The organism is Kitasatospora misakiensis (genome assembly GCF_042656005.1).
GTDB classification, from domain to species: Bacteria; Actinomycetota; Actinomycetes; order Streptomycetales; family Streptomycetaceae; genus Kitasatospora; species Kitasatospora misakiensis.
In genome coordinates this window covers 71,358-95,445 of the sequence record NZ_JBHSOF010000009.1, presented here as the reverse complement: position 1 = coordinate 95,445, position 24,088 = coordinate 71,358, and the positions used below count along the sequence as shown (strand labels likewise).

The 24,088-nt window shown below is 73.5% G+C and carries 20 protein-coding genes, 1 pseudogene and 1 riboswitch; of the genes and pseudogenes, 14 read left to right on the top strand and 7 right to left on the bottom strand.

The genetic code is table 11. From position 1 onward, the window contains the following. Positions 1–22: 22 nt before the first annotated feature. On the bottom strand, positions 23–1,894 hold the full coding sequence (locus tag ACFP3U_RS10175; RefSeq protein WP_380225000.1) for an AMP-dependent synthetase/ligase: 1,872 nt from the start codon (positions 1,892–1,894) through the stop codon (positions 23–25). Positions 1,895–2,425: 531 nt separating this feature from the next. Between ACFP3U_RS10175 and ACFP3U_RS10170 the strand changes: the two genes are divergently transcribed. The 6 genes from ACFP3U_RS10170 to ACFP3U_RS10145 all read left to right on the top strand — a co-directional run bounded on the left by ACFP3U_RS10170 (position 2,426) and on the right by ACFP3U_RS10145 (position 8,691). Further along, positions 2,426–5,407: a sensor histidine kinase gene (locus tag ACFP3U_RS10170; RefSeq protein ID WP_380224999.1), complete on the top strand. Its 2,982-nt coding sequence runs from the start codon at positions 2,426–2,428 to the stop codon at positions 5,405–5,407. Beyond that, positions 5,404–5,823, top strand: a complete 420-nt coding sequence (locus tag ACFP3U_RS10165) for a roadblock/LC7 domain-containing protein (protein WP_380224998.1) — start codon at positions 5,404–5,406, stop codon at positions 5,821–5,823. Before ACFP3U_RS10170 ends, ACFP3U_RS10165 begins: the two co-directional genes overlap by 4 nt. A 269-nt stretch (positions 5,824–6,092) precedes the next feature. Continuing rightward, a complete protein-coding gene (locus ACFP3U_RS10160) occupies positions 6,093–6,422 on the top strand; it encodes a DUF742 domain-containing protein (RefSeq protein WP_380225074.1) in 330 nt (109 codons plus the stop codon). 121 nt (positions 6,423–6,543) lie between these two features. Further along, the gene (locus ACFP3U_RS10155; protein WP_380225073.1) at positions 6,544–7,092 is read left to right on the top strand and encodes a GTP-binding protein; all 549 of its coding nucleotides are present in this window, start codon (positions 6,544–6,546) and stop codon (positions 7,090–7,092) included. A gap of 255 nt (positions 7,093–7,347) precedes the next feature. Next, positions 7,348–7,476, top strand: a complete 129-nt coding sequence (locus ACFP3U_RS10150; protein ID WP_380224997.1) for a hypothetical protein — start codon at positions 7,348–7,350, stop codon at positions 7,474–7,476. Positions 7,477–7,857: 381 nt separating this feature from the next. Beyond that, positions 7,858–8,691, top strand: coding sequence for a winged helix-turn-helix domain-containing protein (locus ACFP3U_RS10145; RefSeq protein WP_380224996.1), 834 nt, complete (start codon positions 7,858–7,860; stop codon positions 8,689–8,691). A gap of 102 nt (positions 8,692–8,793) precedes the next feature. Here ACFP3U_RS10145 and ACFP3U_RS10140 read toward each other — a convergent pair. Next, positions 8,794–9,561: pseudogene (locus ACFP3U_RS10140) on the bottom strand (IclR family transcriptional regulator); the annotation flags it as partial. A 600-nt stretch (positions 9,562–10,161) separates the two neighbouring features. Then, the gene (locus ACFP3U_RS10135; RefSeq protein ID WP_380224995.1) at positions 10,162–11,154 is read right to left on the bottom strand and encodes an aldo/keto reductase; all 993 of its coding nucleotides are present in this window, start codon (positions 11,152–11,154) and stop codon (positions 10,162–10,164) included. Between the two features lie 399 nt (positions 11,155–11,553). On the opposite strand from ACFP3U_RS10135, the gene ACFP3U_RS10130 reads away from it, so the two are divergent. The 6 genes from ACFP3U_RS10130 to ACFP3U_RS10105 all read left to right on the top strand — a co-directional run bounded on the left by ACFP3U_RS10130 (position 11,554) and on the right by ACFP3U_RS10105 (position 17,006). Continuing rightward, on the top strand, positions 11,554–12,585 hold the full coding sequence (locus tag ACFP3U_RS10130) for an LLM class flavin-dependent oxidoreductase (RefSeq protein ID WP_380224994.1): 1,032 nt from the start codon (positions 11,554–11,556) through the stop codon (positions 12,583–12,585). A gap of 250 nt (positions 12,586–12,835) precedes the next feature. Further along, positions 12,836–13,402 carry a TetR/AcrR family transcriptional regulator gene (locus ACFP3U_RS10125; protein ID WP_380224993.1) on the top strand — a complete coding sequence of 189 codons (567 nt, stop codon included), beginning with the start codon at positions 12,836–12,838 and terminating at the stop codon, positions 13,400–13,402. Between the two features lie 56 nt (positions 13,403–13,458). Then, entirely contained in the window at positions 13,459–14,064 is a 606-nt protein-coding gene (locus ACFP3U_RS10120; protein ID WP_380224992.1) for a DUF4865 family protein, read from the top strand. Between the two features lie 17 nt (positions 14,065–14,081). Beyond that, a complete protein-coding gene (locus ACFP3U_RS10115; protein ID WP_380224991.1) occupies positions 14,082–14,588 on the top strand; it encodes a carboxymuconolactone decarboxylase family protein in 507 nt (168 codons plus the stop codon). Beyond that, positions 14,585–15,499 (top strand): phosphotriesterase family protein, encoded by a 915-nt coding sequence (locus ACFP3U_RS10110; protein ID WP_380224990.1) that lies wholly within the window; start codon positions 14,585–14,587, stop codon positions 15,497–15,499. The genes ACFP3U_RS10115 and ACFP3U_RS10110 overlap by 4 nt, the downstream gene beginning before the upstream one ends. Before the next feature lie 358 nt (positions 15,500–15,857). After that, positions 15,858–17,006: an alpha/beta hydrolase gene (locus ACFP3U_RS10105; protein WP_380224989.1), complete on the top strand. Its 1,149-nt coding sequence runs from the start codon at positions 15,858–15,860 to the stop codon at positions 17,004–17,006. 79 nt (positions 17,007–17,085) lie between these two features. Here ACFP3U_RS10105 and ACFP3U_RS10100 read toward each other — a convergent pair whose 3' ends face one another. Beyond that, positions 17,086–17,415, bottom strand: a complete 330-nt coding sequence (locus ACFP3U_RS10100) for a MoaF-related domain-containing protein (RefSeq protein WP_380224988.1) — start codon at positions 17,413–17,415, stop codon at positions 17,086–17,088. Between the two features lie 334 nt (positions 17,416–17,749). Further along, a riboswitch (cyclic di-AMP (ydaO/yuaA leader) is annotated at positions 17,750–17,913 on the top strand. On the opposite strand from ACFP3U_RS10100, the gene ACFP3U_RS10095 reads away from it, so the two are divergent. Then, the gene (locus ACFP3U_RS10095; protein WP_380224987.1) at positions 17,914–19,248 is read left to right on the top strand and encodes a glycoside hydrolase family 16 protein; all 1,335 of its coding nucleotides are present in this window, start codon (positions 17,914–17,916) and stop codon (positions 19,246–19,248) included. It abuts the riboswitch before it with no gap. Positions 19,249–19,369: 121 nt separating this feature from the next. Here ACFP3U_RS10095 and ACFP3U_RS10090 read toward each other — a convergent pair whose 3' ends face one another. Both ACFP3U_RS10090 and ACFP3U_RS10085 read right to left on the bottom strand, forming a co-directional pair. Next, complete coding sequence (locus tag ACFP3U_RS10090; protein WP_380224986.1) at positions 19,370–19,843, bottom strand: hypothetical protein; 474 nt, start codon at positions 19,841–19,843, stop codon at positions 19,370–19,372. Positions 19,844–20,285: 442 nt separating this feature from the next. Then, positions 20,286–21,026: an IclR family transcriptional regulator gene (locus ACFP3U_RS10085; protein ID WP_380225072.1), complete on the bottom strand. Its 741-nt coding sequence runs from the start codon at positions 21,024–21,026 to the stop codon at positions 20,286–20,288. 260 nt (positions 21,027–21,286) lie between these two features. Here ACFP3U_RS10085 and aceB point away from each other — a divergent pair, with 260 nt between their 5' ends. After that, complete coding sequence (gene aceB, locus ACFP3U_RS10080) at positions 21,287–22,936, top strand: malate synthase A (protein ID WP_380224984.1); 1,650 nt, start codon at positions 21,287–21,289, stop codon at positions 22,934–22,936. Between the two features lie 64 nt (positions 22,937–23,000). On the opposite strand, the gene ACFP3U_RS10075 is transcribed toward aceB, so the two are convergent. Beyond that, positions 23,001–24,065 carry a winged helix-turn-helix domain-containing protein gene (locus ACFP3U_RS10075; RefSeq protein ID WP_380224983.1) on the bottom strand — a complete coding sequence of 355 codons (1,065 nt, stop codon included), beginning with the start codon at positions 24,063–24,065 and terminating at the stop codon, positions 23,001–23,003. Positions 24,066–24,088 lie beyond the last annotated feature (23 nt).

Here is a 24,088-nt window from a genome sequence, read left to right as displayed (position 1 = left end):
TAAAACGGGACAAGACGAGACGTCAGGGGGCGTACAGCTCCTCGATGTCCGTCGCGTAGTACTCGACGATCGCCGCCCGCCGCAGCTTCAGCGAAGGCGTCATGAGCCCCTGCTCCATCCCGAACTCCCGGGGCAGCAGTCGGAAGGCGCGGATCGACTCGGCCCGCGAGACGGCGGTGTTGGCCGCCGCGACCGCCCGCTGGATCTCCGCGTGCAGGTCCTCGTCGGTGAGCACCGTCCACGGGTCCGCCTGCCCGCGCCCGCGCCGCTTGAGCCAGTGCGCCAGCGCCGCCGGATCGAGGGTGATCAGCGCGGCCACGTACGGGCGGTCGTCGCCGACCACCAGGCACTGCGAGACCAGCGGGTGGGACTCCACTCGGACCTCCAGCGCGGCGGGCGCGAGGTTCTTGCCGCTGCTGGTGACGATGACGTCCTTCTTGCGGCCGGTGATGGTCAGGTAGCCGTCCTCGTCCAGGCTGCCGAGGTCGCCGGTGCCGAACCAGTCCTCGACGAGCGATTCGGCGGTGCAGCGCGGGTGGTTGAGGTAGCCGCCGAAGACGCCGGGGCCGCGCACCCACACCTCGCCGTCGTCGGCGATCGCCACGGTCGTGCCGGGCACCGGCCGCCCGACCGTGCCGACCTTCGACCGGCCGGGCGGGTTGCCGGTGACGGCGGCCGAGGTCTCGGTCAGCCCGTAGCCCTCGTACAGCTGGAAGCCGATCCCGGCGAAGAAGAGGCCGAGTTCGCGGTCGAGCGTCGAGCCGCCGCACATCAGCAGCCGGGTCCGGCCGCCGAACACGGCGCGCAGCCGCTGGTAGACCGTGCGCTCGTAGGCCAGGTGGCGCAGCCGCAGCGCGGTGCCCGGGCCCGGTCCGCGCCCGAAGGCGCGCTGTTCGCGGGCGGCGGCCCAGTCGACGGCCACCTGCCGGGCCTGTTCGAGGAGTTCGCCGCGCCCGGCCTCCTCAGCGGCGCGCCGGGTCTGCTGGAACACCTTGTCCAGGACGTAGGGGACGACGAGCAGGAAGGTCGGGCGGAGGGCGGCGAGCGCGGGCAGCAGCGCGTCGGTGGACAGCTCGGCGACGTGGCCGAGCCGGAAGCCGCCGCGCACCGAGGCGATCTGCACCATCCGCCCGTAGACGTGCGCCAGCGGCAGGAGCAGGACGGTGCACGGCTGGTGGCCGCCGGTGTCGCGGATCGCGTCCCCCCAGCCGTCGAGCTGCGAGTCGGCCGCGGCGGCCAGCGCGCCGTGGGTGATCAGGCAGCCCTTGGGGCGGCCGGTGGTGCCGGAGGTGTAGACGACGGTGGCGACGGTGTCGGCGGTGACGCCGAGCCGCTGCCGGTGGACGAGCGAGTCCGGCACTCCGCGGCCGTCCTCGACGATCGCGGCGACGCAGTCCCGGTCCAGCTGCCAGATGCCGGTCAGGTCGGGTAACGCGTCGCAGACCGCGCCGACGGTCATCGCGTGGTCCTCGTCCTCGACCAGGCAGGCCACCGCCTGGGTCTCGGCGAGGATCCAGCGGACCTGCTCGGCCGCGGCCGTGGGGTAGACCGGGACGGAGATCGCGCCGATCGACCAGAGCGCGTAGTCGAACAGCGTCCACTCGTAGCGGGTGCGGGACATGAGCGCGACCCGGTCGCCGTAGCGCACGCCCCGGGTGAGGAGGCCCTTGGCGACGGCGAGGACCTCGTCGCGGAAGTCGGCGGCGGTGACGTCCTGCCACCCGTCCCCGCCGGTGGCGCACCGGGCGTCCCCGCCGGTGGCGCACCGGGAGCGGTTGGCACGGCGGGTCAGTTGGACCAGGCCGGGGGAGCGTTCCGCGGTGTCGTAGAGCGAGTCGGCCAGCCCGCCGGTGGCCGGCGGTCCGGCCGGGGCGGGCATGGTGAACTCGCGCACGATCCCCCCGATCCGTCCTGCAGGTGCAGCGAAACTATCGGATAGCTTGCCGACTGCCCAGGGTTGTGACCGTGACGCGACGAGATCGGCACCGGTGCGTGCGGAAAGTGTCGTGGAGTCGTCACGAGCGTCGCACGACTGTGGGGAACCGGTGATCACGGCGGTGATCCGGACACGATCCGGTTCGGGGCGAGGAGAGGGTGGGTTCGACCCTCGAACGAGTGGTCAGGGCGTAGTAGAGTCTCGCAGACCCACGGCCGGGGCCCCCGGCCGATCCCCGGAACAGCCCTCGGCCGGTACTTGGTCCGTACCAACCGAATCCCTACCAAGCCGCCGCCGTACCAAGCCTTCTCCGTACCCGCTCGACTCGATGCCGGGCCGACTCGCCACCGAGTCGACTCTGTCCGTGCCGCCCCGGCCCGCCCCGGCCCGCCTCCCCGCCTCCCCGCCCACCCGTCCGCCCCACCCGTCCGGACGTCCCGCCCGCCCCCGCACCCCGTCCGCGCCTGGCACTTCCCGACCGAGGACTCCATGCGTCTGCGCAGCAGCTCGATCCGCGCGAAGATCATCGCGCTGCTCCTGGTGCCCATCGTCGCCCTCACCGCCCTCTGGGCGTACGCGACGCTCGCCACCACCGGCGACGTCTGGAGCCGCCTGGACGTCAGCCGGACGTACAAGGAGTTCGGCACCCCGGTCGACCAGTACGCGCACGACCTGCAGAGCGAGCGCCGAGCCGCCGTCCGGCGACTCGCCGACCCGGCCTCGCGGGCCGCCCGCGACGCCTTCGAGCAGGCCCGCGCCACCACCGACCACGACCTGGCCGTGCTGCAGCAGAAGAAGGACACCGAGGGCAGCCGGCTCGACGAGGCCCAGCGCGGCCGCTACCTGCAGATCCTCGCCGCCGCCGACCAACTCGCGCCGCTGCGCGCCCAGATCGGCCGGGCCGCGCTGAACTGGGAGTTCGCGCTCGGCCAGTACACCGACCTGATCAAGCCCACCTTCGGCTTCCGCTCCGCCTTCGTCGCCCGTCAGAGCGGCCAACTCCCGCGGCAGGGGACGATCCTGATCGAGCTGGTGCGCGCCCGCGAGTACCTCGCCCAGGAGGACGCGGCGATGGAGGGGCTGCGCAGCGCGCCCGGCCGGCCGACCGCCGAGCAGTACCAGGTCGCGCTCGACGCCCTGCACAACCAGCAGGCCCTGTTCACCGTCTACATCGCCGAGCTGGACCCGGTCGACCAGGCCGACTACATCGCCCTGCGCGGCGGCGAGGCCTGGGCCGCGCTCGCCCGGGCCGAGGCGGACTTCGTCGGCGCGGGCGGCCCCGAGCGGGTGGTGCAGGCGATCAACGGCGACGCCTGGCGGGAGACCGCCGACCGCGCGCTCGACGACCTCGCGGCGATCAACGCCCGGCTGGCCGGCACCATCGACGACCGCGACCACTCCTACGCGATCGGACTGCTCTGGCGCGGCGGCATCGCCGGTGTGGTCGGTCTGGTCGCCGTGGTGCTCTCGGTCCTCATCTCCTACCGGATCGGCCGCGGCCTGGTCCGCCAGCTGATCGGCCTGCGCAACGCCGCCAACGAGCTGGCCGGCACCCGGCTGCCCTCGGTCATGCTGCGGCTGCGCAAGGGCGAGTCGGTGGACGTCGCCGCCGAGGCCCCCGAACTGGACTTCGGCCACGCCGAGATCGGCCAGGTCGGCCGCGCGATCAACGCCGTGCAGCGGGCCGCCGTCGAGGCCGCCGTCGAGCAGGCCGAACTGCGGCGCGGCGTCTCGGCCGTCTTCGTCAACCTGGCCCGCCGCAGCCAGGTGCTGCTGCACCGTCAGCTGACCCTGCTCGACACCATGGAACGGCGCACCGAGGACCCGACGGAGCTGGAGGACCTCTTCAAGGTCGACCACCTCACCACCCGCATGCGCCGGCACGCGGAGGGCCTGATCATCCTCGCCGGCGGCTCGCCCGGCCGGGCCTGGCGCAAGCCGGTGCGGATGGTGGACGTGGTCCGCGCGGCGGTCGGCGAGGTCGAGGACTACGCCCGGGTGATCGTCCGGCCGTTCCCCGGCACCGGGCTGCTCGGCAGCGCGGTCGCGGACGTCACCCACCTGATCGCCGAACTGGTCGAGAACGCGGCGGTGTTCTCCCCGCCGAACACTCAGGTCACCGTCCAGGGCGAGGTGGTGGCGCACGGCTTCGCGCTGGAGATCGACGACCGCGGGCTCGGACTGAGCGAGCAGGCGCTCGCCGAGATCAACGAACGCCTCGCGGTGGAGCAGGAGTTCGACCTCGCCGACACCGACCGGCTGGGCCTGTTCGTGGTCAGCCGGCTGGCCCGGCGGCACGGCATCCGGGTGCACCTGCGGCCCTCCCCGTACGGGGGGACGACGGCGGTGGTGATCATCCCGCGCGAGCTGCTGGCGGAGGCTCCGGACGGACTGCCGGAACCGCCCGCGGCCTCGGGCGCGGGTACGGGCTCGCGTGCGGGCGCGGGGTCGGGCGTCGGCCCGGCTTCCGGCGCGGACGCGGCCGGGGCGCGGCGAGCGGCCGCGCAGCGGCGCGCGCAGCGTGACCTCGGCGAGCGGACCGCGCTCGACGAGGACGGTCCGGACGTCGACTCCCACGGCGCGCTGAAGGGCGTGAACGGATCCGGCGGTCGGCACCGGATCACCGGCGGTCCGCGACCCTCGGCGCCCGAACCGGCCCGGACGCCGGGCGGGCTGCCGCGCCGGTCCCGCGGCAGCGGCGGGCCGGTGCTGGTGACGGCGCCCGCCGGTGAGGCGGCCGGTCCCGGCACCGGACGGCACCGCCGGGCGGAGGCCGCGGCGGTGGTGGACGCGGATCTGAACGCCGACGCAGCCGTGGACGCGGGAACGTCCGACGGTGGGGCGGTGCGCGAGGCCGCGCCCGCGAACGGAGCCGCGGCGACGCCGGCCGCACCGGCCGCCTCGGGTGCGCTGCCGCGCCGGGTCCGGCAGGCGAGCCTCGCCCCGCAGTTGCGCGAGCGTGCGGCGAACGCCGCTGCCGGGCGGTCCGACCGTGCCGGCGCCGCCGATGGCGCCGGTGCGGGCGAGCCGGTGCGCGAGCGGTCGCCGGAGGAGGCCCGGGCCGCCTTCTCCTCGTTCCAGCGCGGCTTCACCCGAGGCCGGGTCGCCACCGCCGTCCCGCCGGCGACGCCAGCGCCGACGCCGAGCCCCACCTCCCGTCCGGCCTCCGCGCCCGGTCGGCAGTCGCCGGACCCGGAGCGCCGCGCGCTCGCCCCGGCACCCGCTCCGGCGGCGCTGCCCGGCCCCACCGGGGGCGAGCCGGCACCGCTGGCCCGCCGCGCGCCCGTTCCACCGCCGACCAGGTTCGTCCGGCCCCCGCACGCCGCGGCGGAACCGGGCGCACCCGTCGGTCCGTTGTCCGACGGGCCGTCGGAAAGGCCCGCTCCACCCGCAGCACCCGTAACACCCGCAGGACCAGAACGACCCGCACGACCGGTACCACCCGCTTCAGCGGAAGGAACAGATTCATGACCACTTCGACGCAGTCGGCCGGAGACCTCAACTGGCTCCTGGACGACCTGGTGGGACGCGTGGCCGCCCTGCGGCACGCGGTGATCCTCTCCAGCGACGGCCTGGCCACCGGCGCCTCCCGCGACCTTGACCGGGAGGACGCCGAGCACCTGGCCGCCGTCGCGGCCGGCTTCCACAGCCTGGCGAAGGGCGCCGGCGGACACTTCAAGGTCGGCGGCGTGCGCCAGACCATGGTCGAGCTGGACGAGGCCTTCCTGTTCATCACCGCGGCCGGGGACGGCAGCTGCCTGGCGGTGCTGAGCGAGGCCGAGGCCGACATCGGCCAGATCGCCTACGAGATGGCCCTGCTGGTCAAGCGGGTCGGCGAGCACATGGCCGCCGAACCGCGCGCCGACGTGGCCCCGCCGGGGAGATGAGCGGGCCGATGGCGGACGAGGAGCCGACACCGGTGCCGCGCGACCCGGGGACGGAGAAGCGCGAGCCGGAGGGCCGTGCACCGGACGGTCATGAGCCGGACGGCGACAACGAGCCGGGCAGCGGTGAGCCGGACGGTCGTGCGGCCGGGGAAGGCGGCCGGGACGGGGAGGGCGGGGGCGACCCCGAACTCGACCTGTTCCGGGCGCGGACCCCGGTCGACGACCGCTGGTTCGACGACGACGCCGGCCCGGTGGTGCGTCTCTACTCGATGACCCGAGGCCGGGCCAGGCCGGTCGAGGACGGCCTGTTCGACCTGATCTCGCTGATCACCGCCAAGCCCCCCGGACCGGTCGCGGCGGCCGTGCCCGCCCAGGTCCTCGACCCGGAGCACCACACCATCCTGGCCTGGTGCCGCCGGGATCCGATCTCCGTGGCCGAGCTCGGCTCCTACACCGACCTGCCGGTCAGTGTCGTGCGGGTCCTGCTCGGCGACCTCTACGACGCCGAGCTGATCAGCGTCACCCGACCCGTTCCGCTCGCCGAGCTGCCGGACGAGCGCCTGTTGCGAGACGTGATCAATGGACTCCGTGCGCTCTGACCTCCACGCCGCCCCCGCCGTCGGCCCAGCCCCCGCGCACGACCGAGGCGGCGACCCAGGCGGCGACCCAGGCGGTGACCGGGCCGGTGATCCGCGCTGGCGCGGCGGCCCGGCGGTCGCGGTGAAGATCCTGGTCGCGGGCGGCTTCGGCGCGGGCAAGACCACCCTGGTCGGCTCGGTCAGCGAGATCCGTCCGCTGCGCACCGAGGAGGAACTCAGCGAACTGGGCCGCCCGGTGGACGACACCGCGGGCGTGGAGGCCAAGCGCACCACCACGGTCGCCATGGACTTCGGCCGGATCGACCTGCGGCCGGGGCTCGCCCTCTACCTGTTCGGCACGCCCGGCCAGGACCGGTTCTGGTTCGTCTGGGACGAGCTGGCCCGGGGCGCGCTCGGCGCGGTGGTGCTGGCCGACACCCGGCGGCTGGCGGACTGCTTCCCCTCGGTGGACTTCTTCGAGCAGCGCGGCATCCCCTTCCTGGTCGCGGTGAACTGCTTCGAGGGCAGCGAACTGTTCTCCCCCGAGGAGGTCAGGGACGCGCTCGACCTGGACCCGGACATCCCGGTGCTGCTCTGCGACGCCCGCCTCCGCGAGGACGGCAAGGAACTGCTGGTGGCACTGGTCGAGCACGCCGCGGCGCGCCGGGGAACGCGCCGGACCGGGGTCTGAAACCCGCGCGAGGCCCACACCGAGGCCTGCCACGACGGGTGGCGTCTCATCAGGGTGTTCACATGTCGGACGATCCGGGCCGGGTAGGTTGCCTTGACCGGCCCGGCGTGGAAGGCTCTGGGGACGAAGGCCGCCCGGCCCTGTCGCCGGGATGCCTCGAACGTGCCGCGCACCGGGTGTGCGTCCGGCATGAGCCGAAGCGCGGCACAGGGACGTGCCGGCGCACCGGGACACCAGAGGGGGGAGGGCCGTACCGTGAACGTCGAGCAGCGCTGTGCCGCGGCGGTGTCCGCCCGCGCCTCCCTCGCCATGCCGGCCACCCCGGCACTGACCGTCCGGCGGTACATCGACCAGGCGCTGATCTGCAGCGCCTGTTGTCGCTGACCACGCCACCCGTCGCCAGCCTCGTCACCGTCACCGCTGTTCGCCGCCCGGGGGAGTTCCCGGCCGGTGCGGACCGTCCGGACCCCCGGACGGACCCGGCGGACGCTGACGGTCCATCGCATCGTCGACCCGGCAGCACCGGACAACCGTCCGGTGAGCCGCCGTCGTCCCTGCCCGCTTCGCGGAGAGCACCAGTGAACCTCGCCAGCCTCGAACCGTTCTGGCCGTCCCGCCAGCCGCACCTGTTCGACCAGACGTGTCCGGGTTCGCCCAGCGCGTCCCGGCACTCGCTCCGCTGACCTCGGGTCAGTCCACGGCAGCACGCCCGGTAGACGCGCAGACGACTCCACCCCGTCCGTCACGCGCGAAATGAGCGGCATCATGTCCTCCACCTCCACCGCCACCCTTCCCCTCCCCTCCGCGACCCCGCACCTGCGCGCGGTCCGCTCCGTCTCCTCGACCGCCGAACGCTGGCACAGCGGGCCGGTCCCGCAGCGACCGGCGGCCGGTTCGCCGCCCGGGGCCGCCCAGGCCGCGTCCGCCCGGGTGGCCGGCGCGGCGATCCCGTCCGTCTCCCCGGCGCCTCAGGGCGGGGCCCCGGTCGTTCCGCTGCTCCCGCCGCAGGCGCTGCTCGCGGCGCTGCCGGAGGGGGCGGCGGTGGTCGCCGCGCTGCCGCAGGGTTCGCTGCCGCAGGCTCTGCTCGCCCAGTACGGTGCGCAGTTCGGCGCCGCGGCGGGGCAGCCGATGGTCGGCTACCTGGTGCTGGTCCCGGCCGAGGGCGGCGGCCTCGCCGCCGTGGCGGGCGCCGGGCAGCCGGGCTTCCCGGTCGCCTCGGTGCCGGCTCCGTCGTCCGGCCACACCATTGCCGGCCCGTCCGTGGTCGGCCCGTCCGCGGCCGGGGCCGCCGTGCGCCCGGTGCGGCCCGCCGGCCGTGGCATCACGGTCGACACCGAGCGTCGCAACGCCTACGTGGACGGCCGGTTGCTCGACCTGACCTATCTGGAGTTCGAGCTGCTCGCCCATCTGACCGAGCACCCGCAGCGGGTGCACACCCGCGACCACCTGGTCTCCGCCGTCTGGGGCTACGGCCACGTCGGTGACGGCCGTACGGTGGACGTGCACGTGGCCCGGCTGCGCCGGAAGCTCGGTGCGGCTTACCGGGACAGCATCGTGACGGTTCGTCGGGTCGGCTACAAGTACACCCCGGTGGCCTGAGCGCGTACCGCTCCCCGACTCCTCGATCGGCTGCGGGCCGGGCGTCCACGTGAACGCCCGGCCCGTTCCACCTGTGTGACTGTGCGTCAGATCCGCTGGTCCGGGCGGCACGAGCAGCACGGCGAGCGCACCGGCGCAGGACCGCGCGTGGCCGAGGAACCAGTCCAACCGCTCGTCGGTGAGGTGCGCGGGCGTGGAGCGGACGGCGAGCGCGAACCGGGACTGTTCGGCGCCGTCCAGTACCGGCACGGCCACCGTCCGGACCCCGGCCTCCGACTCGCCGTCGTTGAGCGCGTACCCGGTGGCCCGGACCCGCTCCAACTCCTCGGCCAGGTACCCGGGTTCGGTGATCGTCCGGTCGGTGAACGGCGCCAGCGGACCGAGCGTGGACACCCCCGCGTCACCGGGGCGGGGCCAGGCCAGCAGCACCTTGCCGAGCGCGGTCGAGTGCAGCGGGCGGCGCAGCCCGAGCCCGGTGTCCGGCCGGACGGAGGCGCCGACCAGGATCACCGCGTGCGAACCGCTGCGGATCGCGAGGTCCGCGGCGGCGCCGGTACGGCGGGACAACAGGTCGAGCTCGGGTGCGGCGAGGTGCAATCCCCGCTGGTGGAAGGTGAGTTGGCCGAGTTCGGCGACCGCGGGGCCGAGCCGGTAGCGGGCCGTGTGCTCGTCCTGTTCCAGGAATCCCGCGCTGACCAGGGTGCGGGCCAGCCGGTGCGCGGTGGACACGGACAGGCCCATCCGACGGGCCAGGTCCGAGGCGCTCAGGTCGCGGCCGTTGTCGTGGAAGCAGTGCAGTAACCCGAGGGCCCGCTGAACGGCCTGGGCGCCGGCCGGCGGGCTCTGGACGGCGGTGACGGCCTCGGCCATGGCACCCCTCGTTCTGTCCGTGGCCCCGGCCGGTTCACCGGAGTCGCTCCCAGACTAGGGCAGCGCGTACGTCGGGAATGTTTCAACGGCGTTGCGTACCGGCCGCATCGGCTGGCGGGCAGTGGGCGGTCGGCGCGGTCCACGTGGTCGGCCCGACGGTCCAAATGGTCGAGCGGATCCAGGAGTTCGAGTCCCTCGGTGCGGACACCTTTCTCCTCTCCGGCAATCTCTCCGGCAATCCGCTGCCGGAGAGGAGGCCCACCGGGTGGCCGGGACGGTGCTACCTGCGCTCGGCGTCCATCGACGGCAGGGTGCCGGGCAGGAGGGGGAACGGCAGGGGCGAGGTCAGCGCCAGCTGCCGGGCGAAACGGGCGACGGTCCGGAGGAGGTACGTCCGCACGGCGGGCTCCCGAGGTCTCGAAGGACGCGTACGGACGGTTCCGTACGCGTCGTCCAACGAGCGCGGTGCCCCGCCGGTCACGCATCGACCGGTGAGGCACCGCGGTTCCGTCACGGGCCCGCCCGAAGACCACCGGCCCGCCCGAAGCGCCGAAGGCCTAGAAGGCCTCGAAGGCGCGAGCGCTCCGGGCGGGCGGCCGCTCAGCGGCTCAGCGTGTCGATCTCCGCCAGCTCCTCGTCGGTCAGCGGACCGCCCGCCAGCGCGTCGATGTTCTGGTCCAGCTGGCGCACGCTGCTGGCGCCGATGATCACCGACACCACGCGCGGGTCCCGCAGCACCCAGCTCAGCGCCAGCTGCGCGAGGGTCTGCCCGCGCCGCTCCGCCACCTTGTTCAGCGCGCGCAGCTGCTCCAGCTTCGCCTCGGTGAGCGCCTCCTCGCGGAGGAACTTGCCGATCGACATCCGCGACCCCGTCGGCACCTGGCCGGAGAGGTAACGATCCGTCAACAGGCCCTGTGCGAGCGGGGAGTAGGCGATCAGGCTGGTCCGGGTGTCACCGACCGCGTCCAGCACGCCGGCGTCCTCGACGTGGCGGTTGAGGATCGAGTACGCGCACTGGTTCATCAGCACCGGCGTGCCCAGCTCGCGCAGGATCGCCACGGCATCCCGGTGCTGCTCCGCCGGGTAGTTGGAGATGCCCGCGTACAGCGCCTTGCCGGCCCGGACGGCCGAGTCCAGCGCGCCCATGGTCTCTTCGAGCGGGGTGTTCGCGTCGTAGCGGTGCGAGTAGAAGACGTCCACGTAGTCGAGGCCCATCCGGTCCAGCGACTGGTCCAGGCTGGCCAGCAGGTACTTGCGGCTGCCGCCGTCTCCGTAGGGGCCGGGCCACATGTCGTAGCCGGCCTTGGAGGCGATGAACAGCTGGTCCCGGTACGGGCGGAAGTCCTGGGCGTAGAGGTGGCCGAAGTTGCGCTCGGCGCTGCCGTACGGCGGGCCGTAGTTGTTGGCCAGGTCGAAGTGGGTGATGCCCCGGTCGAAGGCGCGGCGCAGCACCGCCCGCTGGACGTCCAGCGGTTGGGCGTCACCGAAGTTGTGCCACAGGCCCAGCGAGACGGCGGGGAGCAGCACGCCACTGCGGCCGGCCCGGCGGTAGGTCATCGAGGCATAGCGGTCATCCGCGGCGAGGTAGCTCATGGCGGACATCCTGCCAGGTCGCGGCCGCCCGGCCGAGGGGCGTGCCGCAGACGTCGGGCGCGGCGTCCGGTGCCGCGTCCGGTGTTCGGGCCGGAGCCGGGCCCGGCGCCCCTTGCCGAGGCGTGGGCGGGTACCTATGCTCGCGGGGGATCGTGGATCATGCGCGTACGAGCGGAGGGGGCCGGAGCCGTGGACGTCGACGTCCGTGCCGCCCGCTTCCGCTGTTGTTGTCGCCCTCGCAGCACCTCGCGCTGAGCGCGCCGGTTCCCGACGTTCCCGTCCGGCCCCGCGCGATCCGCCCCTCCGGTGCCGCGCCTGCGTGAGCGGCCGACCGTGGGGCGCTCCGCCGGGTTGTCGCGCCGGCCGTCCGCCCCCCGAGCGCCCTCGAAGGAGACCGCCGTGCGGTTCACCGTCTCGTCCCTCGTGTCCAACGTGCCCGATCCCGTCACCGGGCTCCGGTGCACCCCGCACGAGAAGCTGTACAACGTCATCGACCAGGCCGTCACCGCCGAACGTCTCGGTTTCGACGGCTATGGAGTGGGGGAGCGGCACGGCGAACCGTTCCTCTCCCCGGCGCCGCCCGTGCTGCTGAGCGCCATCGCTGCCCGCACCTCGACGATCCGGCTGTTCACCACCGTCACCGTGCTCTCCGTGGCGGACCCGGTCCGGGCCGCCGAGGACTACGCGCTGGTCGACCAACTCTCCGCAGGCCGGCTCGAATTGATCATCGGCAAGGGCAACGACCCCCGCCACCGCGAGCTGTTCGGCCTGCCGGAGGAGCGGCAGTGGGACGCGCTCGCCGAGAACTACGCGCTGCTGCGCCGCCTGTGGCGGGAGGAGAAGGTCAGCTGGGAGGGCGGCGGCCGGCCGCCGCTGCACGAGGTCACCACCTGGCCGCGCCCCTACCAGGACCCGATCCCGGTCTGGCACGGCAGCGCCACCAGCACGCTCTCCACCGACCTGGCCGCCCGCTACGGCGATCCGCTGTTCTCGGCCAACACCTCCCACCCCTTGGAGACCTACCAGGGGCTGGTGGACCACTACCGCGAGCGCTGGGAGCACTACGGCCACAAGCCCGAGGACGCCCGGGTCGGCACCGGCTTCGGCGGGCTGTTCGTCGCGCGGCGTTCGCAGGACGCGGTCGAGGGCTTCCGCCCGTACTGGGAGGCGATGTCCAGGTGGACGGCCGGCCGGGGCAACCGCTCGCCGTTCGTCTCGCTGGAGGACGCCGTGGCGCGCGGTTCCCTGCTGGTCGGCAGCCCGCAGCAGGTGGTCGAGAAGATCCACCGGTACCACCAGGCCTTCGGCAACGAGGTCGTCGGCGTCGGGGTGGACCTGCTCACCGAGGACGCCCAGCGCGAGCAGTTGGAACTGTTCGCGAGCGAGGTCGTGCCGGTGATCCGGCGTGAACTGCCGTCCAGGAGGCCGTGATTCCGCTCTCGGTGACGCACCGTCATCGACGGAGGTTGGCGAGGTGATGCGCGCCACGATCCTCGGGTGAATGCGGTGCGGTATTCCTGGGGACGACGATCACACGGGGCTGTGGACCGCCGGGGGGCGGCCCACGGCCCCGTAGCTCCTCGGTGTCCGGCTTTCCGGCTCCCGGTCTTTCGGGCGCGCATCGATCTTCTGTACCTACTGGTATGTACAGCTGTGCGTACCAGTAGGTACAGTGGCGGCCATGGCAACCCAGGACCGCCTCATCGAGAGCACCCAGGAACTCCTCTGGGAACGCGGCTACGTCGGCACCAGCCCCAAGGCCATCCAGCAGCGGGCCGGTGTCGGCCAGGGCAGCATGTACCACCACTTCGAGGGCAAGCCCGACCTCGCCGCCGCGGCCCTGCGCCGCAGCGCCGAGCAGATGCGCGCCCTCGCCGAGGCCGACCTCGCCGGTCCGGGCACCGCCTACGAGCGGGTCGCGTCCTATCTGGGGCGCGAGCGCGACGCCCTGCGCGGCTGCCGGATCGGCCGGATGGCCCAGGATCCGGAGGTCGTCGCCGACCCCCGGTTGCGCGCGCCCGTCGAGGAGACCCTCGGCTGGCTGCGGGGCCGGATCGCCGAGGTGATCGCCGAAGGGCAGGCGGCCGGCGAGCTGCGGCCCGGCGCCGAGCCCGCCGACCTCGCGGCCGCCGTGGTCGCGGTCGTCCAGGGCGGGTACGTGCTCGCCCGCGCCGCCGACAGCGCGGAGCCCTTCGAGCAGGCCGTCCGCGGCGCCCTCGCCCTGCTCGCCGCCCACCGCCGCGACTGAGCCGCCCGCCCGTCGCCCGCCACCGGACCGCCCTCGCCCTCTCCCGGGAGCCCGCCGTGCACGCGATGCAGTACGAGATCACCTTCCCCGCCGACTACGACATGGGGATCATCCACCGACGGATCGCCACCAAGGGCCATCTGCTCGACCACCACCCCGGCCTCGGGCTCAAGGCCTATCTGGTGCGCGAACGGGGCCTCGACGGCTCGCCCGTCAACCAGTACGCGCCGTTCTACCTGTGGCGCACCGCCGAGGGGATGAACAGCTTCCTCTGGGGCCCCGGATTCCGCGCCCTCAGCGGCGACTTCGGCCGCCCCACCGTCCGGCACTGGATCGGTGCCGGTCTCCACCGAGGCCCGGCCGCCGACGGCCCGACTGCCGATAGCCCGGCCGCGGGCGCTCCCGTGGCCGCCACCCGGCTGACGGCCCGCCTCCCGGAGGGCGTCGACCCGGCCGAGGCCGTCGAACGGGCCCTCGCCGAACTGCCCGACCATCCCGATCTGCACACCGCGGCCGTCGCCGTCGACCCGGCCCGGTGGGAAGTGCTGCGGATCGCCCTCTGGCGCACCGCCGCCCCGGAGGACGTGCCCGGCGCCCGGTACCGCGTGCACCACCTCTCCAGCCCCGAACTCGACCGGCTGCCCGCCGGTCGCCACTGGTGAAAGGACCGTCCCGCCCGATGCGCCCGGCAGCCCACCCCACAACTCCCCTCGCTGAAAAGCCCGTTGACGTCGGCCTCGTTCCGTCCCCGATGGACCGGGCCGCCGGCCACGCCCTGCTCGCCGAACTCGCCGGCGCACGGACCCAGTCGAACACCCTGGGCCCGCTCGACGACCTCGCGCCCGGATTCGCCGACTGGATCGTCACAGCGCTGTTCGGCGGCACCTACCAGCGCCCCGGGCTCGCCCTGCGGGACCGCCAGGTGGCCAACCTCGCGGCGCTCACCGCACTCGGCGGCGTGGAACCGCAACTCGCCGACCACGTCCGCAACAGCCTGCGGATCGGCCTGACCAGGACGGAGATCACGGAGATTCTGGTCCACCTCGCGCCGTATGTCGGCGTTCCCAAGGCGCTGGCCGGACTGCGCGTCGCAGCCGCCACCTTCTCCGAGACCGAGACCGAGGCAGAAACCGAGTCCGACGGCGCTGGCGCGTCCGGCTTCGACACCGAGGGAGCAGCGGTATGAGCGCCGCCGTCCGGACCGTCCTCGGCGATCTCGATCCGGCCTTCCTCGGTGTCTGTGACGCCCACGACCACCTCTTCTTTCGGAGCCCCCGGCTGCCCGGTGAGGAGCTGGACGACCCCGCCGCCGCCGAGATGGTGCTGCGTGACTACGCGGCGGCCGGCGGCCGGGCGTTCGTCCAGTGGACGCCGGCCGGGATGGGGCGCCGGGCCGACGTGATGCCCGAACTCTCCCGAGCGACCGGGGTCCACGTGATCGCGGCCACCGGGCTCCACCAGGCGGTCCACTACGACCCGGCGGAGCTCGAACGTCGCTACGCCGGCCTCGCCGGGTTCTTCACCGCCGAGCTCACCACCCGGCTGCACGGTGCGCCCGAGGGTGTCCGCGCCGGACTGATCAAGGTGGCGGGCGACTACCACGGCCTCGACCCGCACACCCGGCAGGTCATGGCGGCCGCCGCCGAGGCGCACCACGCCACGGGCGCGCCGATCGCCGTGCACCACGAACTCGGCACCGCCGCACCCGACGTCCTCGACCTGCTCTGCGAACGGCACGGCGTCCCGCCGGGGCGGGTGATCCTCGGCCACCTCAACCGGCACCCGGACCTCCGCCTGCACCGCGAACTCGCGGCCCGTGGCGCCTTCGTGGCGCTCGACGGACCCTCCCGCGCCAATCACGCGACCGACCACCACCTCTTCGACACGGTGGCGGCTCTGGTCGAGGCCGGGTGCGCCGACCAGTTGCTCCTCGGCGGCGACACCACCACCCGCACCGCCCGGCACAGCCCCGGCCCCACCCATCTCCTCACCGCCCTCGTACCCCGCCTGGCCCGAGAGTTCGGCCCCGACCTCCCGCAGCGCATCCTGACCGCCAACCCGGCCCGGGCCTTCGCGGCCGAGTGGCGGCAGGGCTGAGCGGGGAGCAGCGGACGGCTGACAATTGACAGCTGACAGAATCTGTTATCTGTTATCTGAAATCTGTCAGCTGATATCTGTCAGCTGTCAATTGTCAGCCCGGGAACGGCGCGGCAGCCCATGCGCCCACCCCGGGCCGGCCGGCCGACCGCCGCGAGCACACCCGAACCGTCCGCCTCTCCTCCTCCAGGCCGATGGTGTTACCGCTGGTCGGCGGGGACGGGAGGCGCTCCGCGACCGCTAGGCTGGGTGGTCGCGCCTCGGCGACGGCTCCGCTGCGGACGGGGGAACCGGGGCGGCCCTCCCGGGTGTCCTTCCCTCGGGGGAGGGGAGTACGAGGCGTGGGAGCAAATACGACATGGGTCTGACGAGCCACAAGGTGCTGGCGCTGACCGTTCTGATCGCCGTCGCGGCGATGGCCGGGACGGTCTGGCTGTGGCCGAGACTGTCGAAGCGGAGCTGGCAGGCGGTCCTCGGCCGGATCGGCGCGCTGCTCGCCACCCAGCTGACCGTGCTCGCCGCGCTCGGCCTGGTGGCCAACAACTACTTCGCGTTCTACAGCAGTTGGGACGACCTGCTGGGCACCGGCGACAGCGGGCCGGTGGTCATCCACAACAAGGCGGACGCCTCCGGCCGGCTGCGCGTCGAGACCATCGGCCACGCCGAGGTGAAGGGCGGCGGGGCACTCGGCCGCGAACCCAGGCAGTCCGGCGAGATCCGCGAGGTCCGGATCGACGGCGCCACCACCCGCCTGTCCACCGAGGGGTACGTCTACCTGCCGCCGCAGTACTTCCAGCCCGAGTACGAGCAGAAGCAGTTCCCGGTGCTGATCGTCAGCACCGGCTTCCCCGGTATCGCCAAGAACCTGGTCACCCGCCTCAACTACCCGGGCGCGGCGCTGAAGCTGCTCCAGGAGGGGCGGATGCAGCCGACCGTGATGGTGCTGGTGCGCCCCTCGCCCGCGCTGCCGCAGGACACCGAGTGCGAGGACATCCCGGGCGGCCCGCAGTCCGAGACGTACTTCACCAAGGACGTGCCCTCGGCCATCCAGGCGACCTACCGGGTCTCCAGCGACCCGCAGTCCTGGGCGTTCATGGGCAATTCGACCGGCGGCTACTGCGCCCTCAAGCTGGCGATGCGTCACCCCGAGGTCTTCCCGACCGCCGTCTCGCTCTCCGGCTACTACCAGGCCGCCGACGACCCGACCACCGGGGACCTCTTCAAGGGCAGCGAACAGCGCCGCAACGAGGCCGACCTGATGTGGCGCCTCCAGAACCTGCCGCAGCCCAAGGTCTCCGTGCTGCTGGCCGGCACCAGGGAGGGCGACGGCAACTACCGCCGCGAGACCGAGGCGTTCGTGGCCGCCACGCGCAGCCCGATGAAGGTGTCCTACAGCATGCTGGAGACCGGCGGCCACAACTTCGAGACCTGGAGCAAGCTGCTCCCGTCCTCCCTGGAGTGGATCTCGCAGCACCTGACCGTCCCGGCCTCCGGCCAGGCGGTCTGACCGCGCAGGCCCCGACCGTACCGACCTACCGGCCGGACCGACCTACCTGCTGTACCGACCTACCGGCCGGACCGGACGCTCAGGCCACCTGCTCCAGCGTGCCGGTGTGCAGCTCGCCGACCCGGCCGCCCTCGCCCTCGTACGTCCAGAACGCGCGGACCGTCATCCGGGCCAGGTCCATGACGTGGCTGACGGTGATCCCGCTCACCTCGGTCCAGCTGACGAAGTACAGCTGCGGGCCGATCTCGGCGACGTGCAGGGTGACGTCCTCCCACTGGCCCGCCGACTCGCCGAGGCCCTCCCAGCGCAGCCGCTTGCCGTCGGCCGAGTAGGCGTTGCGGAAGGCCGCGCCGTTGTCGACCCGGAACAGGAAGGTACGGCCGGCGAAGGCGGGCAGGGACGCGGTCATGGTGGGGCGGTCTCCTCGTCGCTGGACGTGGCGATCGGTGCGGCCCGGACGGTTCCGGACCCGAAGGGATCTCCAACCTATCCGACCACCCCGGCTCCAAGGCGGAGTTTCCCCGCCGGCCCCGCCACTGCGTCCACCCGGCCCAGCCCGGCCCTGTGCACGGCGCGGACGGAGCGCAGGGAGCGCAGCGCGTGACCCGCGTGACCGGTGTGAGCTGTGCGACAACCGTCCCAGGAAGGTTGTCCGTACCCGGACGGTCTGCCTAGCCTGCAAGAGGCTTCCGCCGCAGCGGAGCCCCGCCGTCGGGACGCCGAGTCCCGTCCACCCGCCGGCCGGCAATCGAGCACCACGCGGACGGGAGCGGGGGACCCAGGTCAGTGCCCGGCCGTGCGCTTCGACGTGCGACCGAGGCTAGGGGTGAAGCCGCTTTCCGGGCGGCCGGGCTACCTCAGCGCCCGAACCCGACAGCTCACCTCGTAGGCGTCGCAGAGGACTGCCATGCCTACTTCCTCCCCGCAGCCCGCCCAGCCCGACGGAAGCGCGCGGGCGTTCGGCCGGCGCTCCGTGCCCCGCCACGCCCGTCCCTCCCGCCGGGGCCGCACCGCCGCCCTCGCCGCGACCGGGGCGCTCGCCGTCACCGGCGGCGGACTGCTCGGCATACCGTCCGTGACCGGCGCCCAGGCCGCCTCCCTGCCGACCGTCACCCAGGACAAGCTCGGCCCGGCCACCATGGTCGCGGGCAAGGCGTCGACCGCCTCGCTCACCCTGCACTCCTCCGCCTGCTTCACCGCGAAGACCGTCGGCGTCGGCGTCCGCGACGCGGGCGGGAACAACCTCGACTTCCCCGGGAACGTCTCCAACGCGCGGATCTGCCCGGGCGGCCTGTCGATCACCACCGGCCCGCGCACCCTGGCGGCCGGCAGCTACACCCAGTTCGGCTTCTGGCAGGACGCCGGTGGCACCTGGCACAACCTGCCGTCCCGCCAGCTCGTGGTCTCCGCCGCCACGCCGGCCCCCGCCCCGACGCCGACCCCCACTCCGACGCCCACGCCGACGCCGACCCCCACGCCGACCCCCACGCCGACCCCCACGCCCACCGCCACGCCGAGCCCGACCACGCCGGCCACCGGCAGCCCCGTCCCCGGCAAGAAGCTGACCTGGGACGAGGAGTTCAGCGGCCCGATCGGCTACGGCTCCCGCTGGACCGGCGACCGGAGCAGTTCCTACCACTACGGCAACCACAACCCGGACGACAACAAGCTCGACTGGCTGAACAAGAACAACGTCACGGTCGCCAACGGCGTCGCGACCTTCACCGCCAAGCCGGGCGCCAACACGCTGGAGAACGGCAAGCAGTCCTGGGACACCGGGCTGCTCACCACCGAGTACTCCAACGAGGGCTTCCAGGTGAAGACGGGCGACTACGCCGAGACCAGGGTCAAGCTCCCGGCCGGCACCGGCGCCTGGCCGGCGCTGTGGACGTGGAACGGCACCAGCGGCAGCCACGGCGAGATCGACAGCTTCGAGTACCACACCGACAACCCGAACCTGCTGGAGCTGACCAACCACGTCAACCCCGGCCACCTGTACTACACCGACGCCAAGTCGATCGCCAAGGACGGCTGGGTCACCATCGGCACCTACTACGGCGCCAACTCCGTCGACTGGTACGTCAACGGGGTCAAGGTGTTCTCGGACGGCAAGGGCGTCGGCGCCAACTGGTCCGCGTACCTGATCCTCAACCTGTCCCTGAGCGCGGGGAACTACCACCCCGCGCCCCAGGGCACGGCGCCGATCACCTTCGCCGCGGACTACGTCCGGGTCTACCGGTAAGTCCGCGTCCACCGGTAGATCTGCATCCACCGGTAGGTGCGCGTCCACCGGTGATCACCGCGGGCGACGGTGGCCGATCGTCGGCCACCGCCAACCGCGGTGATCACCGGCCGCCGGCAGGTCAGACGGCCGGACGCGGACCGGTGGTCTCGACGACCTGGATCTCGAACGGCTGCTTGTTGTTCTCCTCGTTCCGGTCGTCGTCGCCGCGGACCGCCACCCAGCCCCCGGTCAGCGTGCCGGGCGCGGGGACGGTGGTCGCGAGGCGGACCGGGATGATCGCGGTCGCGCTGCGGAACTTCGGCAGGCCGGCCGGGAAGGTGCAGCGCACCCGGTGGCCGTTCTGGAACTCGTAGCAGTTCTCCGGGAAGTACGGGACCTCCGGGGTGACGCCCTCGGGCAGGGTGACCACGACGGTGAACGGCGACGCGGTCCGGTCCGGGCCGAGATTGCCGATGAAGGCGTGCACCGTGGTGGTGCCGCCGGGCGCGGCGGCGTCCGGGTCGAGCCGGACGACGTAGAGGTCGGAGTCCGAGGCCGTGACCGCCGCGGGATCGGCGGCCGCTCCCGGATCCCCGGCCCCGGGATCGGTCACCGGTGAAGTCACCGGTCCGGTCACCGGCGCGGGCGTCTTCTCGTCCGGCGGACAGACCGCCCCGGTCGCCTGTCCGGCGGCCAGGACCGCCACCGTGCACCCCATCACCAACGATCTGCCGAGAAGACCTCGAACTGATCCGCTGCGGGTCATCGCCGCTCACCCTGCTCTCCGACTCCGGCGCCCCGCGCCGTCGCGGGCCGCGTCCGCACCAGCGTCGCCGACCGGCCCGCCGGGGCCGGGGCAACCCGCCCTCGGGTGGCTCGAACGGGCGAACCCCGGGGGCGGTTTCCCGCACAGGACGTCGACCGCGTCGACTTTCTGTGCGCGACTTTCTGTGCGCGAAACGCCTCCCGACGCCCGACGATGTCTCACCCCGCCCGGACCGCCGCTCCTCATGAGCGGTGTTGACCGCCGGGCCGATCGCCGAGTTGACCGCCGGTCAGGGCGCCAGGACCTGCCCCAGTCGGGCCGCGATCCCGTGCATCACCGGGACCAGGGACGCCGTGCCGGCCTGCTCCTCCAGGGCCCTGATCCGGGCCTCCGGGCCGGAGACGGAGAGCGCCGTCGGGGTCGGCGCCCCGGGGACGGCGAGGGCGATGCACCGCACCCCGATCTCCTGCTCCTGGTCGTCGACCACGTAGCCGCGCTCGCGTGCCTCGGCCAGCTGGGCCAGCAGTTCCTGCGGGTCGGTCACCGTGTGCGGGGTGTGCGCGGGCAGCGGGTTGGGGCCGAGGACGGCGCGGGCCTCCTCCTCGGGCAGCTGCGCCAGCAGCGCCTTGCCGACACCGGTGCAGTGCGGTTGCACCCGGCGGCCGACCTCGGTGAACATCCGCATCGAGCGCCGCGACTGCACCTGCCCGACGTACACCACCTCGCCGCCCTCCAGCACCGCCAGGTTGGCGGTCTCGCCGGTGGCCTCCATGAGTTCCGCCAGGTAGGGGCGGGCCCAGCTGCCGAGCAGTCGCCCGGCGGTCTCGCCGAGCCGGATCAGCCGCGGCCCGAGGGTGTAGCGGCGCGCGGTGTCCTGGCGGACATAGCCCTGCTGCACGAGGGTACGAACCAGACGATGGATGGTCGGCATGGGCAGTCCGGAGGAGGTGGAGAGCTCGCTGAGCGTCGCCACGCCGCCGGAGTCGGCGAGTGCCTCCAACAGCTGGAACGCCCGTTCGACGGACTGCACCCCGCCGCTCGCACGCTCCGGGCCCGTCGACGGCGCGGGCGACTGCGTGGTCGACGGCGCGGGCGACTGCCCCGGCGACGGTGCGGTCGGCTGTGCGGCGCTCTCGGTGCTCTCGGGGGTCGGGGCCACCGGCGTTCCCTTCGCTGTCGGGGGAGGAGTACAGTCCCAGCGATCATCTCAACAAACCGTTGAAATTCTGTATCGCGGAAACTAGTCTCCACCTTACAGAATCAAGCCCTCCACTTAGGAGTGTCCTGCTCATGGCTGCAGATCAGGGACCCGGAGCTTCCCCCACCGCTCCGGTCGTCACGGTCGCGGGTCCGCGCGTCCACCGGGCCGAGGAGGTGCTCACTTCGGAGGCGGTCGCCTTCGTCGTCGGCCTGCACCGCGCCTTCGAGGGCCGGCGCCGAGCGCTTCTCGCCCGCCGCCGGGAGCGCCGTGCCGAGATCGCCCGCACCGGCACCCTGGACTTCCTCCCCGAGACGGCCGGCGTCCGCGCCGCCGACTGGCGGGTCGCCGAGGCCCCGAAGGCGCTCCAGGACCGCCGGGTCGAGATCACCGGGCCCACCGACCGCAAGATGGTGATCAACGCGCTCAACTCCGGCGCCAAGGTCTGGCTCGCCGACTTCGAGGACGCCACCTCCCCGACCTGGGAGAACGTGGTGAGCGGCCAGGTCAACCTGATCGACGCCTTCGAGGGCCGGATCGACTTCACCAGCTCCGCCGGCAAGGCCTACACCCTCCGGCCCGCCGCCGAACTCGCCACCGTCGTGGTCCGCCCGCGCGGCTGGCACCTCGACGAGAACCACCTGCTGGTCGACGGCGAACCGGTGGCCGGCGCCTTCCTCGACTTCGGCCTCTACTTCTTCCACAACGCCGCCCGGCTGCTCGCCCGCGGCGCGGACGACCCGAACTCCGGGCCGTACTTCTACCTGCCGAAGACCGAGAGCCACCTGGAGGCCCGGCTCTGGAACGACGTCTTCACCCACGCCCAGGAGCAGCTCGGCATCCCGTACGGCACGATCCGCGCCACGGTGCTGATCGAGACCATCACCGCCGCGTTCGAGATGGACGAGATCCTCCACGAACTGCGCGACCACGCCGCCGGGCTCAACGCCGGCCGCTGGGACTACCTGTTCTCCATCGTCAAGAACTTCCGCGACGCCGGCGAGCACTTCATCCTGCCGGACCGGAACAGCGTCACGATGGCCTCGCCGTTCATGGCCGCCTACACCAGGCTGCTGGTGCAGACCTGCCACCGGCGCGGCGCACACGCGATCGGCGGCATGGCCGCGTTCATCCCCAGCCGCCGGGACCCGGAGGTCAACGCGGCCGCGCTGGAGAAGGTCAAGGCCGACAAGGACCGCGAGGCCGGCAACGGCTTCGACGGCTCCTGGGTCGCCCACCCGGACCTCGTCCCGGTCGCCGGCGCCTCCTTCGACGCCGTCCTCGGCGACCGACCGCACCAGAAGGACAACCCCGGCCCGGCCGAGCCGGTCACCGCCGAGCAACTGCTCGACATCGCCGGCGCCGGCGGCAGCTGCACCCGGCACGGGCTGCACAACGCCGTCCAGGTCGGCATCCGCTACATCGAGGCCTGGCTGCGCGGCCTCGGCGCGGTCGCCATCTTCAACATGATGGAGGACGCCGCCACCGCCGAGATCTCCCGCTCGCAGATCTGGCAGTGGATCCGCAACGACGTCGTCCTCGCCGACACCGGGGAGAAGGCCACCGCCGAGCTGGTCCGCGCCCTGGTCGCCGAGGAGCTGACCGCGCTGCGGGCCGAACTCGGGGACGAGGCCTACGCCGCCGGGCGCTGGGGCGAGGCCGCGCAGCTCTTCGAACAGGTCGCCCTGGCCGAGGAGTTCGCGGAGTTCCTGACCCTGCCCGCGCTGCCCCTGCTGGGCTGAGCCCGACACTACCGACCGGGCCCGCACCGGCCGGCGTGTGGAACCTCGCGCCGGCCGGGGGGCGTCACCCGTGGCGGAGCGTCAGCGCGTCGCCCAGGGCGCTGCGCCGGTAGAGCACCTGGCGGCCGTGCCGGGAGCGGTCCAGCAGACCGGCGGCGGCCAGTGCGCCGAGGTGGCGGCTGACCGCACCCGGCGTCACCCCCAGCCGGTGGGCGAGTTCGGTCGTGCTGGCCGGGGACTCCAGCAGCACCAGCAGCCGGGCCCGGGCCGCCCCGACCAGCCCGACCAGCGCCGCCGGCACGACGGGTGCCGCCGACGCCCCAGCCGGTCCGGCCTGTCCGGCCCGCCCAGCCTGTCCGGCCCGCCCAGCCGCCCCGGCCAGGCCCTCCGCCATGGTCGCCCGGCCGCGCGCCGGGTAGGCGATCAGCGGCGGGCCGTCCTGGGTGATGTCGGTCTGCGCGCCCATCCCGGCCAGCGTCGGGATCAGCACCAGGCCCCGCCCGGCCACGTCCACCGAAGTGCCCAGCGCCCGGACCGCCGGATTGCTGTCGTTCAGCCGCAGCACCCCGGCCCGCCACGAGATCCGGTCGTCGAGGTCCGCGAACAGCCCCTCCGCACCGCGCTCCGAGAGCATCCGGCCCCGGTACGCGAGGTCCGCCTCCAGCACCGACCGCGCCCGCGGCCACCACGCGGGGGCCAGACAGCGCGTCCAGTACGCCGACAGCGCCTCCGCCACCCGGGCCCGCAGCTCCGCCGGGCGGTCGATCAGCGCGGTGAGCACCGGCGGCAGCGGGCTCCCGTCGCCGGCGTAGGCGGCCAGCACGTCCGTCCTGACCTCCTCCGACGGTGTCCGGGCCAGCCGCGCGAGCTCGTCGTGGAAGTCCGGCCGGGGCACCGACGGGCGCGGCGTCAGGAAGTCCGGCACGAAGGCGTTCGGCGTGATCAGCGCGTCCAGCAGCGCGGTGTCCAGGGCCTCCCAGCGGTCCTGCCAGCCGGCGATCCACGGTTGCTGCTCCGGGTAGTACGCCGGCCACCGGCGGGCGCGCAGGCCCAGCACCGTCTCCTGCAGCGCGGAGTAGGCGAACGAAGTGGCGGCGAGATCGTCGACGCCCATACGGAACTCGAACATTGACCGTAAAGGTAAAAGAATTC

Excerpts from the sequence above, each read along its gene's own strand:
- ACFP3U_RS10170 (WP_380224999.1), top strand. The coding sequence starts at position 2,426 with ATGCGTCTGCGCAGCAGCTCGATCCGCGCGAAGATCATCGCGCTGCTC.
- ACFP3U_RS10165 (WP_380224998.1), top strand. The coding sequence starts at position 5,404 with ATGACCACTTCGACGCAGTCGGCCGGAGACCTCAACTGGCTCCTGGAC.
- ACFP3U_RS10160 (WP_380225074.1), top strand. The coding sequence starts at position 6,093 with ATGACCCGAGGCCGGGCCAGGCCGGTCGAGGACGGCCTGTTCGACCTG.
- ACFP3U_RS10145 (WP_380224996.1), top strand. The coding sequence starts at position 7,858 with ATGTCCTCCACCTCCACCGCCACCCTTCCCCTCCCCTCCGCGACCCCG.
- ACFP3U_RS10135 (WP_380224995.1), bottom strand. The coding sequence starts at position 11,154 with ATGAGCTACCTCGCCGCGGATGACCGCTATGCCTCGATGACCTACCGC.
- ACFP3U_RS10125 (WP_380224993.1), top strand. The coding sequence starts at position 12,836 with ATGGCAACCCAGGACCGCCTCATCGAGAGCACCCAGGAACTCCTCTGG.
- ACFP3U_RS10115 (WP_380224991.1), top strand. The coding sequence starts at position 14,082 with ATGCGCCCGGCAGCCCACCCCACAACTCCCCTCGCTGAAAAGCCCGTT.
- ACFP3U_RS10110 (WP_380224990.1), top strand. The coding sequence starts at position 14,585 with ATGAGCGCCGCCGTCCGGACCGTCCTCGGCGATCTCGATCCGGCCTTC.
- ACFP3U_RS10105 (WP_380224989.1), top strand. The coding sequence starts at position 15,858 with ATGGGTCTGACGAGCCACAAGGTGCTGGCGCTGACCGTTCTGATCGCC.
- ACFP3U_RS10100 (WP_380224988.1), bottom strand. The coding sequence starts at position 17,415 with ATGACCGCGTCCCTGCCCGCCTTCGCCGGCCGTACCTTCCTGTTCCGG.
- ACFP3U_RS10095 (WP_380224987.1), top strand. The coding sequence starts at position 17,914 with ATGCCTACTTCCTCCCCGCAGCCCGCCCAGCCCGACGGAAGCGCGCGG.
- aceB (WP_380224984.1), top strand. The coding sequence starts at position 21,287 with ATGGCTGCAGATCAGGGACCCGGAGCTTCCCCCACCGCTCCGGTCGTC.
- ACFP3U_RS10075 (WP_380224983.1), bottom strand. The coding sequence starts at position 24,065 with ATGTTCGAGTTCCGTATGGGCGTCGACGATCTCGCCGCCACTTCGTTC.